Genomic DNA, 11,822 nt, shown 5'->3' with positions numbered 1-11,822 from the left:
TTTTTCAAACTTCCAATGTTCAAACTGTCTTGAATAGTAGTATTTAACATAATCTGGCAAATTTTATTAACCCTGATGATTTTTGATTGTGTCATTTTGTCACAAAATGGGATATGGTACAGATATTGAGAAATTGAGAGTGTAAATTAAAATATAAAAATTAGAAAAAATATAAATATTATGAGTAAAATAATTGGAATTGACCTAGGAACAACCAACTCTTGTGTTGCTGTAATGGAGGGGAAAGACCCTGTTGTTATCCCTAACGCGGAAGGTAAAAGAACAACTCCGTCTATAGTAGCATTTACGGAAGATGGTGAGAGAAAAGTAGGGGATCCTGCAAAAAGACAGGCTGTAACGAATCCAAAGAAAACTGTATACTCTATCAAAAGATTTATCGGTACTCATTTTAAGGAAGATGCTAAAGAAATTTCAAGAGTACCTTATGAAGTAGTAGCAGGACCAAATGATACAGTAAAAGTAAAAATCGACGACAGAGAATATACACCACAGGAAATTTCTGCAATGACTCTTCAGAAAATGAAGAAAACTGCTGAAGATTATCTTGGACAGGAAGTAACAAGAGCGGTAATCACTGTTCCTGCTTACTTTAATGATGCACAGAGACAGGCTACTAAAGAAGCCGGAGAAATTGCAGGTCTTAAAGTGGAAAGAATCATCAACGAGCCTACAGCTGCAGCTTTAGCTTACGGTTTGGATAAAAATCATAAAGATCAGAAGATTGCTGTATATGACCTTGGAGGTGGTACTTTCGATATCTCTATCCTCGATTTAGGAGACGGTGTATTTGAAGTATTGTCTACAAATGGTGATACGCACTTAGGAGGTGATGACTTCGATGATGTGATCATCAACTGGATGGCTGACGAATTCAAAGCTGAAGAAGGTGTTGACCTAAAATCTGATGCTATTGCATTACAAAGATTAAAAGAAGCAGCTGAAAAAGCAAAAATCGAATTATCTTCTTCTGCACAAACTGAAATCAACCTGCCTTATATTACAGCTACAGCTACAGGTCCTAAACACTTAGTGAAGACTTTAACTAAAGCTAAATTCGAGCAATTGGCTTCAGACCTTGTAAGAAGATCTATGGAGCCGGTAGCAAAAGCGTTGAAAGATGCAGGTTTATCAACTTCAGATATCGATGAGGTAATCTTGGTAGGAGGTTCCACAAGAATCCCGATCATCCAGGAAGAAGTGGAAAAATTCTTCGGTAAAAAACCTTCAAAAGGAGTTAACCCGGATGAGGTAGTAGCTGTTGGAGCTGCAATTCAGGGAGGTGTACTGACAGGTGATGTAAAAGATGTATTGCTTCTTGACGTTACGCCACTTTCTCTAGGTATTGAGACAATGGGTTCTGTTTTCACTAAATTAATTGAAGCAAACACTACAATCCCAACTAAAAAATCTGAAGTATTCTCTACAGCCTCTGACAACCAGCCGGCTGTAAGCATCAGAGTAGGACAGGGAGAAAGACCAATGTTCAACGATAATAAAGAGATCGGAAGATTTGATCTTGCAGATATTCCACCAGCACCAAGAGGAGTTCCTCAAATTGAAGTAACTTTCGATATTGATGCTAACGGTATCCTAAGCGTTTCTGCTAAAGATAAAGGAACAGGAAAAGAGCAAACGATCAAGATTCAGGCTTCTTCAGGTCTTTCTGACGAAGAAATCGAAAGAATGAAGAAAGAAGCTCAGGAAAACTCTGCAGCAGATGCCAAGAAAAAAGAAGAAGTTGAAATTTTCAATAAAGCTGACGGATTGATCTTCCAGACTGAAAAGCAGTTGAAAGAATTCGGTGAAAAGCTTTCTGCTGACAAAAAAGCAGCGATTGAAGCAGCTCACGGAGAGTTGAAAACAGCTTTCGAAGCTAAAAATGCAGACGATGTAAAAGCTAAAACAGAAGCTTTAGATGCAGCCTGGATGGCAGCTTCAGAAGAACTGTATGCAGCAGGGCAAGGTGCTCAGGGTGCAGATGCAGGTGCTCAAAATCCTGGAAGTAATGCAGGTGCTGAGGATGTACAGGATGCTGACTTTGAAGAAGTAAAATAAGGATTTATAATCTGAATTATAGAAAATCCCCGAACTTATGTTCGGGGATTTTTGTTTTTACTATGTATTTTATTAGAACTATGATTGGCAGGAAATAATAATTTAATCAAGTAAATACTCCCAGACATATCCGGTTTTACCCTGATATTGGATCTTGATCCAACTTCCCTGCTTATTATCAACAGTATCTTTTTTTACTTTTCTCTGAATGATTTCCACTTCAGAATTTACAGGAGCAACAATTAAAACATTACCATTTTTAGAAGGGATATCTCTAATGGAAGCGCCACGTTTAGCGGTTACTTTTGCTGATGAGGATATCGTATTTTTTTGCAGATTGTTCTCCCAAAAGTGTTTTGGAGCCAGAAACAGAACAAGGATAAGGCCTAAGATAACCCAGCTCAATATTCTTGAATGAGTTTTAAGTGATTTTAAGCTGCCCCAATCTGCCATTTTATCTTTTGAAAAAATAAATTAATCCCACTAAAACTATAATGATGAGATATTTGTTGAAAATTCTGCCTAGCAGATCCGTTTTATCCATATTCAAAGCACATTTGTCACACAGGAACCTTGGGCCTGTATAAGTTACATCTGTACGGCTGGATGAAGAATGGCCGGTGACAACATTTCTGCGGTGATAAGCTCCCGAACGACCACATTGATAACAATATGCCATTGAATTTATTTTTATTCAACAAGTGATGAGTTATTATTCAAATATACATTTTTCTAAATATATGGGATAATAATTTTTCATGATTGCTCTAATTCCTGTTGATCCGGAAAATAAAAAACTCCTCAGACAAAATGCCTGAAGAGCCTATTTACAAATTAAATTATTTCTTACTTACCGAAGAAGATCTGGTCCTGCTTCTGCTGTTCATTATAAATGACCTGAAAATTGTCAGGCATATATTCATAAAGAAGCTTCCAATGCTGGATCTTGGTGTGATTTTTAAAGCTTTCCAGAGATCTTACAAACAGATTTTCAATGACGGTCCTTACATAAGAATCAGCATTTCTGTAAATCCAATCCATCAGCTTGATGTGATGTGCTACGATATAGATCTTCGATTCCTGCAGCATATCTTTTAAATAATTGATAGTAGCCTGAATAACACCTGCAAAATTTTCCTGAACAGATAACTGTGTGATCTCATTTCGAAGTGGCGGATAGAAAAATTTTAAGTATTCAACAGCTATTTTTTTATTAATAGCCTGCATTTGTACTTTCTTCATAATTAATATTTTTCAGTATTTAATTTGCAGCGAAATGTGTACCAAAATCTACAGCATGGCAGCAAAAATAAAAACACCTATAATCACAGCGATGTGAGTAGCCAATATCTCTGTATTGTGCCTGCTGGTCGTTGTTTTCCATGTTTTCCAGTCGGAAATTCTTCTGATTTTTGTTTTCATAACTTATTGAATTTGAGTAGTTTTAATTTTTAAATAAAATATGCTTTTGTAATGAAACGTATAAAAAATGTAATGAAATTTTATATACCATGATTGTAAATCTGTTTTGAGTAAATCTGCTGTAACTCCTTTGAAATATGGCTAAAGATTACTTTCCGGTATTCTCCGCTGCAGAAAACTGTAAAATTATCCAGAGAATAAATGAAAATTCCTTCCACTGCATTTTTTAAAGTAGTATCTCCATTTGTGTAAATTTTGTCCATTTTTTGAAGACTTTTGTATAAAACATTTCTGTCATTCTGTCGGACCATACTTTTGATACATTCCGTAAAAGTTCGGATTACACTATACGAATTCTGTTGTGCATTTTTCGTAAGCTCATTTTCAAAGTCAGGGATAACCTCTGTAATTTCCTGAACGGCTTCTGAATAGTTCATATGATTAATGATTTTGTTCTAAAAGTTTAATGAAAGCTCCAAAGACGAAAATGATCAGAAAAGCCACGAAAAGGAGATGATAGGGTTTCAGCCATTTCGGAGTTCTGGGTCCTCTGCTTTTTAATCTTCTTAATTTGTCAATGCGGTTTAAGGTCTTCAGGTCCATTGTGTATGTTTTGTAAATGATGATGCGAATGATATTCCTTTGATAATGAATTTTGCTTAATTTGTTTATAATCAATTGATTAATCGTATGTTTGGACAATTTTAAATCCTGGAAACCTTGTCAAAATGATAAGGTTGTTATCAAAACGGAATCAGCATTAAGGATTTTAAATGGTCTGGAATTTTTAGATCTGCCTATTATTTTATTTGTATGATGGAAAGAATAGAATGAATATCTTTGCACTCCAAATTATTCAGGACATGTTTTCAAAAATTATAGTACACAGAGTAGGAAATAAAATCAACGGAGAATCCTTAACGTTGTCTCAGGAAGAGCTGAAGCTGGAAGAAGGAATGGCAGAGCTGCTTGAAGATTACTTTTTAGGCTCTTTTAAATCGGAAGAGACCTTTAATTTTTACAGTGACACATATCTGGTTAATAATCCGGTTTACAGTTCTGTTTCCGAGATCTTTGAAGATAAAGCGAAATTCCTTTGGGAATCCGAAAATATTGCAAAACATCTTTTTGAAGCAGCTGAAAATCCAAGGGTTCAGGGTGGAGAGCTGTTTATTGTCCTTTTTGAAGAAGAAAGTGACCGTCCGGATAAAGTGGATAAAATAGGGATCTTTAAAACGGAAAAGAGAGAATCTTTCCTGAAAATTTCTCATCAGGAAGAAACTTTTGACATTGAAAAAGATCAGGGAATAGGTTTATCTAAAATTGATAAGGCTGCTTTAATCTACAACAATAACAAAGAGACAGGGTATGTACTTTCTGTAGTTGATAACAACAAAAACGGGGATATGTACTACTGGTTCGAAGATTTCCTGAAGGTAAAACAGCGTGATGATGAGTATTTCCACACTCAGGAAGCCTTGATGGTGTACAAAGATTATATTACCAAGCAGCTTCCGCAGGAGTTTGAAGTTTCAAAAGCGGATCAGGCGGATTTCTTAAATAAATCGATCAATTTCTTCAAAGAAAAGGAAGAATTTAAGCTTGATGATTTTGCTAATGAAGTACTGGGAGACCAGCATGTAATTGAAAGTTTTGTGAATTTCAAAACAGATTATGAGCAGGATATGCAGGTTAATATTGCTGAAGAATTCCCGATCAGCGAAGCGGCAGTAAAGAAAACCCAGCGTCATTTCAAAAGCATTATCAAACTGGATAAAAACTTCCATATCTACATTCACGGTGACAGACAGAAGCTGGAAATGGGAGAGGACGACAAAGGAAAATATTACAGACTTTATTTCGACAAAGAAGTTTAGGAAAATAAAAAGGCAGAAGAGTGAATTTGTATATAATCTCTTTTGCCTTTTCAGCTTTTTACCTTTTTGCAACTTACTGTTTTCGTCTGAAAAATAGTGTTCTGCTGTACTCGTAATTCATTCTCGCGATATTCAGCACAGAAATTCCCTGAGGGCATTCCACTTCACAGGCTTCCGTATTGGAACAGTGCCCGAATAATTCCTTATCCATCTGGGTAACCATATCCAGAACGCGGCGGCTCCTTTCCTCTTTACCCTGCGGAAGAAGAACCATATGAGTAATTTTTGCAGAAGTGAATAATGCTGCACTGCCATTTTTGCAGGTGGCAACGCAGGCTCCACATCCGATACAGGCCGCAGAATCAAAAGCTTCTTCAGCAATCCCGTGGATAACAGGAATAGCTGTAGCATCCGGAGCCTGTCCTGTATTGACTGATACAAAACCTCCTGAAGAGATAATCCTGTCAAAAGCCGAACGGTCTACTTTCAGGTCTTTTTTCACAGGAAAAGCTTCTGCCCGGAAAGGTTCTATCAAAACTGTTTCTCCGTCTTTAAAAGAACGTAGGTGCAGCTGACATGTTGTGGTATTTTTTAAAGGTCCGTGGGCAATTCCGTTGATCATCATGCCACACTGTCCGCAGATTCCTTCACGACAGTCGTGATCGAATTCCACAGGCTCATCACCTTCGGTAATAAGTTTTTCATTTAAAGTATCCAGCATTTCCAGGAAAGACATGTGGGGATTCAACTCTTTCAGATCATAACTGACCAGTTTCCCTTCGCTTTGTCTGTCCTTTTGTCTCCATATCTTAAGGTGTAAATCCATAATTTTTGTTTTTTATTTGTAGCTTCTTACTGTAGGCTGTATCTCTTCGAATATCAGAGGTTCCCTGATCAGCTCAGGTTCATTGTTTTCCCCTGTCCATGCCCATGCGGAAATAAACTGGTATTCAGCATCATTCCTTAATGCTTCTCCGTCAGGAGTCTGAAATTCTTCTCTGAAATGAGCGCCGCAGGATTCGTTCCGGGTCAGGGCATCATAACACATCAGTTCCCCGATCTCGAAATAATCTGCTACACGGCCTGCTTTTTCAAGTTCTGAATTCATTTTGTCACCCTCTCCGGAAACCCTTACATCTCTGTAGAATTCCTGTTTTAATTTTCTGATTTCTTCAATGGCATATTTCAGGCCTTTTTCATTTCTTGCAAGACCACAGTAATCATATAAAAGTTTTCCTAATGTTTTATGAAAATAATCAACGGTTTTACTTCCCTTAATATTCATAAAGTCCTGAATCTGTTGTTTAGCTGCTTGTTCTGCATTTTCGAATTCAGGGGTATCCGGTGAAATTTTCCCGGTATGAATTTCATCTGCTAAATAATTGGCAATTGTATAAGGGGCAATAAAATAACCGTCTACAGAAGCCTGCAGAAGAGAGTTGGCGCCCAGTCTGTTTGCTCCGTGATCTGCAAAATTAGCTTCTCCCAATGCAAAAAGTCCTGGAATAGTGGTCATCAGCTCATAATCTACCCAAAGTCCACCCATGGAAAAGTGAGCAGATGGCGAAATCATCATCGGTTCATTGTAGGCATCATATCCTGTAATCTTAAGATACATATCTAACAAATTCCCATATTTCTCCTGAATTTTCTCTTTTCCCTGCTCTCTTATTGCTTTTGAAAAATCAAGATAGACAGCATTTTTAAGGGGCCCGATTCCATAGCCGGCATCAATTCTTTCTTTGGCAGCACGGGACGAAATGTCTCTCGGTGCCAGATTTCCGAAAGCAGGATATCGTCTTTCCAGATAATAATCTCTTTCGTTTTCAGGAATATCATTGGGCTGTCTCTTTTCATCGGCCTTCGAGGGAACCCAGATTCTTCCGTCGTTTCGAAGGGATTCTGACATCAGGGTTAGTTTAGACTGATAATCTCCGGATTGAGGAAGTGAAGTAGGATGTACCTGAATCCAGCTCGGGGAGGCCATTAAAGCTCCCTTTTTATGTGCTCTCCAGATTGCCGAACCATTACATCCCATAGCTAACGTCGATAGGTAATAGATTTTTCCATAACCTCCGGTTGCCAGAATAACAGCATGCGCCGCATATCTTTCAATTTCTCCGGTATCTAAATTTCGTACGATGATTCCCCTTGCCTTGCCATCGATTATAACAAGATCCAGCATTTCATGTCTGGAATAAAGTTGTACAGTGTCTTTTCCAACCTGTCTCATCAAAGCCTGATAAGCTCCCAGAAGCAATTGCTGTCCCGTTTGCCCTCTTGCATAAAAAGTTCTGCTCACCTGAACGCCGCCGAATGAACGGTTATTAAGATATCCTCCATATTCCCGTCCGAAGGGAACACCCTGTGCTACGGCCTGATCGATGAGGTTTAAAGAACATTCCGCCATGCGGTAAACATTGGCTTCACGGGCTCTGAAATCTCCACCTTTAAGCGTATCAACAAACATTCTATAGACACTGTCACCGTCATTTTTATAATTTTTAGCGGCATTCACGCCACCTTGTGCTGCTACAGAATGAGCTCTTCTCGGGCTGTCCTGGAAGCAGAATGATTTTACATGGTAACCCATTTCTCCCAGAGAAGCAGCAACGGAGCTTCCTGCCAGTCCGGTCCCGACTACAATAACGTCCAGTTTCTTACGGTTGGCAGGATTAACGAGCTTTGCTTTCTTTTTATAATTGTCCCATTTTTGGTCTAAAGGCCCTTTGGGTATTTTTGAATCTAAGATCATGACTTTTTCTGTTTAATTGGAAGTAAAGAATACATACACCGGCATAAGGGCAAAGCCTAAACTGATAATGACTGAATAGACAATACCGGCAGTTTTAAACCATTTTACAAATTTTGGATGATATAATCCGAGGGTTCTTGTTGCGCTGTAGATCCCGTGGATCAGATGGTAACACAGGGCTATCATTGAAAGGACATAAATAATAACATACCACCATTCTTTAAAGACAGTTACCACGAGAATATAAAGGTCCTTATTTCCGTTGTTGTCCAGTGGAGGGTTTCCGAATTTATAGACATACCAGAAATTCTGGAAATGGATCACCAGAAAGATCAGGATCAGAGTTCCGAGAATTCCCATATTGCGGGAATACCATTTACTGGCTCTTCCACGTCTTTCTGACTGATAGTTCCCTCCTGATTTTTTGTTTTTCAATGTAATTACCAATCCATCTAGAGCATGCAGGATAATGCTTGCATACAGAACATATGAAACTATTTTGATCAGAATATTCCCGGACAGAAAATGTGAATAGGCATTAAACTGAAGGTGCGCCTGCTCCGGGGGAAGAAACAGCTGGAGGTTTCCCAAGAAATGAATCAGCAGGAAGAAGCTCAGGAAAAGTCCTGTAAGGCACAGCAGCATTTTTCTTGACAAGGTTGACAGCATATTTTTGATTTAATGAATTAATAATAACCTAAGATTTTCATCCAAAGTCCTCCAACCACCATATAGATGATCAATAATACGATCCCGATTTCAAGTCCTCTCAGCCACCATGCTTTCAACTCTACATAACCGCTTCCATAGAATACAGGGGCGGGACCGTGGCCATAATGGGTAAGAACACCATAGATTGAGCCTAAGAAACCCAACATCATAGCCAACAGCATTGGTGGAATTCCCAAAGAAACACCAACTCCTAATAATGCTGCATACATGGCTGCTACATGGGCCGTTGCACTTGCAAAAATGTAGTGACTGAAAAAATAGACGACAATGATTACGGGAAAGGCAACCTGCCAGCTTAATCCGCCTATTTTTACTTTAATCAGATCACTGAACCAGCCAATGAAGCCCAATTCATTTAATGAGCTGGCCATCATAACTAAAACAGCGAACCAGACGATGGTGTCCCATGCACCTTTTTCCCCTTTGATATCTTCCCACGTCAATACAGAAGTCAGTAACAGTAATGTAAGACCTATGAAGGCTGTAGTGGTTGCATCAATAGATAATGCCCCTCCAAATATCCAAAGAGCTAAAAGAATGAAGAAAGCCAGCAGCATCAGCCATTCGTTTCTGGAAATAGGTCCCATTTCCTTCAGTTTCTGAGCGGCCATTTTGGGAGCATCACCTGTTTTTTTCAATTCAGGCGGGTATAATTTGTATAAAACCAATGGAACTATAAAGAAAGCCACTAATCCGGGAACGAAACCGGCAGCAGCCCATGACATCCAGGTAATATTGATTCCCAGGTTGGCTGCGAATTTCTGACACATCGGATTGCTCGCAGTTCCCGTAAGAAACATGGAAGAGGCGATGAGATTCATATAGTAGCTGTTCAATGTCAGGAAAGAACCTAATTTTCTGTGGGTTTCAGGTTTTTCAGGAACAGAATCGAAGCTTATGGCCATGGATTTCATGATAGGATAAATAATTCCGCCGCCTCTTGCGGTATTACTTGGAATAGCAGGAGCCAGACATACATCCGCAAGTCCGAGTCCGTAAGCCAGTCCTAAAGAACTTTTACCGAATATCCTGATAAACAAAAAGGCAATCCTGTTTCCCAGTCCTGTTTTAATAAATCCTCTGGCAATAAAGAATGAGATACCGATCAGCCAGATCACTTTATCTCCGAAACCGGAAAGTGCTTTTGTAATTGATTTTCCGGCATCCCCGGGAGCTACTACCTGTGTAAGAGCTGTAAATGCAATAGCCATCATGCACATTGTACCCATTGGAGCTGCTTTGAGGATAATTCCTAAAATAGTTGCTGCAAAAATAGCAAACAGATGCCATGCATTTTCGGCAACACCTTCAGGAGCCGGGATGAACCATATTGCCAACACAACAGCAAACGTTATTGCAATATTTGTGATATTAATTTCTTTCATAATTTTTAAATCTTTAAGCGGTTAAAATCTACTCTGTACCTGTACAATGAACAGATTGTTATTGTATTGTGATGTATTTTCCACCTGGTGTTTGTAACGGTCGAACTGTACGCCCAGCTGAATCCTTGCTCCATAATTTTTCAGGAATTCCAGTCCAAACATAGGGGTGATGGTCTGTCTTGGATTGGAGTTCAGCCTGAAATTGGTATCCAGGTATTCATAACGGCAGGACAGCTCAAAGGCACTGAGGTTTTTATGATTGATTTCGTACCGTACATTCGGAAGGAAGTATACTCCACGAATCAGGTATTGGTCGGGATTGGAAGGTCTCAGTTCCGGATCTACAGAATTGTACAGAACATGATTAGTGGCCTGTTTGGCTTCCAGCTGCATATCAAGGCTCCATTTCGGATCAAATTGGATCATTGAACTCAGATCAATTCCTACTGCATATATTTTTTTGCTTAATACTTCGCCAATACCGCCATTCAGGCCTACGTTGAAATTGTATTTTTTTGACAGTCCAAAAACCAATCTAGTAGAATACTGCTTCCCGTTGTCGTTATCATTAATTTGATTTTTCCCGTTTCCATTAACAACTGAAACTGCATACTGAAAGGGGATTTCGCCCAATTGAAGCTGCCCTGTTGCAGAAAGCCCAATTTGAAAGCTTGTCCAGCCCAGTTTTCCAAACTCGGTATACTGATTGGACCAATCTAAGGATTTGATAATGTCAATAGGGTAGGTTTCTTCAATACCAAACCAGGGCCTGAATTGTCCTACGGTAAATGCTAACTTTGGATTAAAGGTGTATTTCAGATAAGCGTTTTCCAGTACTCTGCCTTTAGGATCGTTTTTAAAATCAGCAAAATTGGCAAGTGCCACAACTTCTGTTCTTTTGCTGATCTGGGCACGTACCTGAACCCTCATGTATTTAAGCATAAAGTTATTACTGGTTCCTGATCCGTCTGCGTGATGGAGGCCGTTTACATCAACATCCCCGGACATACCAACAAGATAACGTGCCTGAAAAAGGCCTTTGATCTGAAGTACAGGATATTTCACATTATCTTCCTCCTGTTTGTTGGGTTGAAGTGAATCCTGAATCTGTGCACAGGCTGAAAAACCAGCCAGCAGGGCACAAAAAATCAGATTTCTCTTTTTGGGTGAAAAAAGGGTCATAGGATTTGTGTTTAATGAATATTTTATTTTAAAAAATCAACATCTTTTATGATATGGTTGATTTTACAGAATCTTTTTGTAAAGGATTTACAAGTATTTCTGATTCTGGTTGCAAGGTGAAAGTGAGGATAATTAAAGGGAAATTTTTCATAGTCTTATTATTTGAATTTAAGTGAAGGTTTTGTTAGGAATAATGTGAAAAAATTAGACAATTTTTAAACGTATTCATTATTTGGTGATATAAATTTAATAATTTTAGTTTAATTAACATAGTTATTTTAAATGTAATCTAAAATTCATGTAATGAATCATGATGGGAAGATTAAACTTGATTTACCGCAAAATTTTTAGTATATTATAAATCAAAACCTATTATTGATATTGAAAAAATAA

The 11,822-nt window shown here is 38.4% G+C and carries 13 protein-coding genes; 2 read left to right on the top strand and 11 right to left on the bottom strand.

The genetic code is table 11. The features are described 5' to 3' along the window. Positions 1–180 precede the first annotated feature (180 nt). A complete protein-coding gene (gene dnaK / locus ACQWU4_RS06160; protein ID WP_429934897.1) occupies positions 181–2,076 on the top strand; it encodes a molecular chaperone DnaK in 1,896 nt (631 codons plus the stop codon). A gap of 102 nt (positions 2,077–2,178) precedes the next feature. On the opposite strand, the gene ACQWU4_RS06155 is transcribed toward dnaK, so the two are convergent. The 6 genes from ACQWU4_RS06155 to ACQWU4_RS06130 form a co-directional block, all read right to left on the bottom strand. Beyond that, entirely contained in the window at positions 2,179–2,529 is a 351-nt protein-coding gene (locus ACQWU4_RS06155; protein ID WP_429934896.1) for a hypothetical protein, read from the bottom strand. 1 nt (position 2,530) lies between these two features. Next, a complete protein-coding gene (locus ACQWU4_RS06150; protein ID WP_429934895.1) occupies positions 2,531–2,755 on the bottom strand; it encodes a hypothetical protein in 225 nt (74 codons plus the stop codon). A gap of 167 nt (positions 2,756–2,922) precedes the next feature. Next, positions 2,923–3,318 (bottom strand): DUF7674 family protein, encoded by a 396-nt coding sequence (locus ACQWU4_RS06145; protein ID WP_429934894.1) that lies wholly within the window; start codon positions 3,316–3,318, stop codon positions 2,923–2,925. Between the two features lie 48 nt (positions 3,319–3,366). Continuing rightward, positions 3,367–3,498 (bottom strand): hypothetical protein, encoded by a 132-nt coding sequence (locus ACQWU4_RS06140; protein WP_429934893.1) that lies wholly within the window; start codon positions 3,496–3,498, stop codon positions 3,367–3,369. A gap of 80 nt (positions 3,499–3,578) precedes the next feature. Then, the gene (locus ACQWU4_RS06135) at positions 3,579–3,935 is read right to left on the bottom strand and encodes a DUF7674 family protein (RefSeq protein WP_429934892.1); all 357 of its coding nucleotides are present in this window, start codon (positions 3,933–3,935) and stop codon (positions 3,579–3,581) included. Between the two features lie 4 nt (positions 3,936–3,939). Beyond that, positions 3,940–4,101 (bottom strand): hypothetical protein, encoded by a 162-nt coding sequence (locus tag ACQWU4_RS06130; RefSeq protein WP_429934891.1) that lies wholly within the window; start codon positions 4,099–4,101, stop codon positions 3,940–3,942. Between the two features lie 260 nt (positions 4,102–4,361). Between ACQWU4_RS06130 and ACQWU4_RS06125 the strand changes: the two genes are divergently transcribed. Continuing rightward, a complete protein-coding gene (locus ACQWU4_RS06125; RefSeq protein ID WP_429934890.1) occupies positions 4,362–5,375 on the top strand; it encodes a nucleoid-associated protein in 1,014 nt (337 codons plus the stop codon). Positions 5,376–5,448: 73 nt separating this feature from the next. Here ACQWU4_RS06125 and ACQWU4_RS06120 read toward each other — a convergent pair whose 3' ends face one another. The 5 genes from ACQWU4_RS06120 to ACQWU4_RS06100 are packed head-to-tail and all read right to left on the bottom strand — an operon-like array spanning position 5,449 to position 11,429. Then, complete coding sequence (locus tag ACQWU4_RS06120; RefSeq protein WP_429934889.1) at positions 5,449–6,201, bottom strand: succinate dehydrogenase/fumarate reductase iron-sulfur subunit; 753 nt, start codon at positions 6,199–6,201, stop codon at positions 5,449–5,451. Between the two features lie 12 nt (positions 6,202–6,213). After that, positions 6,214–8,130 (bottom strand): fumarate reductase/succinate dehydrogenase flavoprotein subunit, encoded by a 1,917-nt coding sequence (locus ACQWU4_RS06115; protein ID WP_429934888.1) that lies wholly within the window; start codon positions 8,128–8,130, stop codon positions 6,214–6,216. A gap of 12 nt (positions 8,131–8,142) precedes the next feature. Then, positions 8,143–8,799 carry a succinate dehydrogenase cytochrome b subunit gene (locus ACQWU4_RS06110; protein WP_429934887.1) on the bottom strand — a complete coding sequence of 219 codons (657 nt, stop codon included), beginning with the start codon at positions 8,797–8,799 and terminating at the stop codon, positions 8,143–8,145. Positions 8,800–8,816: 17 nt separating this feature from the next. Continuing rightward, positions 8,817–10,247, bottom strand: a complete 1,431-nt coding sequence (locus ACQWU4_RS06105) for an anion permease (RefSeq protein ID WP_429934886.1) — start codon at positions 10,245–10,247, stop codon at positions 8,817–8,819. 21 nt (positions 10,248–10,268) lie between these two features. Continuing rightward, positions 10,269–11,429: a porin gene (locus ACQWU4_RS06100; RefSeq protein WP_429934885.1), complete on the bottom strand. Its 1,161-nt coding sequence runs from the start codon at positions 11,427–11,429 to the stop codon at positions 10,269–10,271. Positions 11,430–11,822 lie beyond the last annotated feature (393 nt).

It is taken from the genome of Chryseobacterium sp. MIQD13, assembly GCF_050496705.1.
Taxonomy (GTDB): Bacteria; Bacteroidota; Bacteroidia; order Flavobacteriales; family Weeksellaceae; genus Chryseobacterium.
This window is presented reverse-complemented; position numbering and strand designations above follow the sequence as displayed.

What these genes read in the sequence shown, in the direction of transcription:
- ACQWU4_RS06100 (WP_429934885.1), bottom strand. Translation starts at nt 11,429, where the DNA reads ATGACCCTTTTTTCACCCAAAAAGAGAAATCTGATTTTTTGTGCCCTG.
- ACQWU4_RS06130 (WP_429934891.1), bottom strand. Translation starts at nt 4,101, where the DNA reads ATGGACCTGAAGACCTTAAACCGCATTGACAAATTAAGAAGATTAAAA.
- ACQWU4_RS06125 (WP_429934890.1), top strand. Translation starts at nt 4,362, where the DNA reads ATGTTTTCAAAAATTATAGTACACAGAGTAGGAAATAAAATCAACGGA.
- ACQWU4_RS06135 (WP_429934892.1), bottom strand. Translation starts at nt 3,935, where the DNA reads ATGAACTATTCAGAAGCCGTTCAGGAAATTACAGAGGTTATCCCTGAC.
- ACQWU4_RS06140 (WP_429934893.1), bottom strand. Translation starts at nt 3,498, where the DNA reads ATGAAAACAAAAATCAGAAGAATTTCCGACTGGAAAACATGGAAAACA.
- dnaK (WP_429934897.1), top strand. Translation starts at nt 181, where the DNA reads ATGAGTAAAATAATTGGAATTGACCTAGGAACAACCAACTCTTGTGTT.
- ACQWU4_RS06145 (WP_429934894.1), bottom strand. Translation starts at nt 3,318, where the DNA reads ATGAAGAAAGTACAAATGCAGGCTATTAATAAAAAAATAGCTGTTGAA.
- ACQWU4_RS06105 (WP_429934886.1), bottom strand. Translation starts at nt 10,247, where the DNA reads ATGAAAGAAATTAATATCACAAATATTGCAATAACGTTTGCTGTTGTG.
- ACQWU4_RS06150 (WP_429934895.1), bottom strand. Translation starts at nt 2,755, where the DNA reads ATGGCATATTGTTATCAATGTGGTCGTTCGGGAGCTTATCACCGCAGA.
- ACQWU4_RS06110 (WP_429934887.1), bottom strand. Translation starts at nt 8,799, where the DNA reads ATGCTGTCAACCTTGTCAAGAAAAATGCTGCTGTGCCTTACAGGACTT.
- ACQWU4_RS06115 (WP_429934888.1), bottom strand. Translation starts at nt 8,130, where the DNA reads ATGATCTTAGATTCAAAAATACCCAAAGGGCCTTTAGACCAAAAATGG.
- ACQWU4_RS06120 (WP_429934889.1), bottom strand. Translation starts at nt 6,201, where the DNA reads ATGGATTTACACCTTAAGATATGGAGACAAAAGGACAGACAAAGCGAA.
- ACQWU4_RS06155 (WP_429934896.1), bottom strand. Translation starts at nt 2,529, where the DNA reads ATGGCAGATTGGGGCAGCTTAAAATCACTTAAAACTCATTCAAGAATA.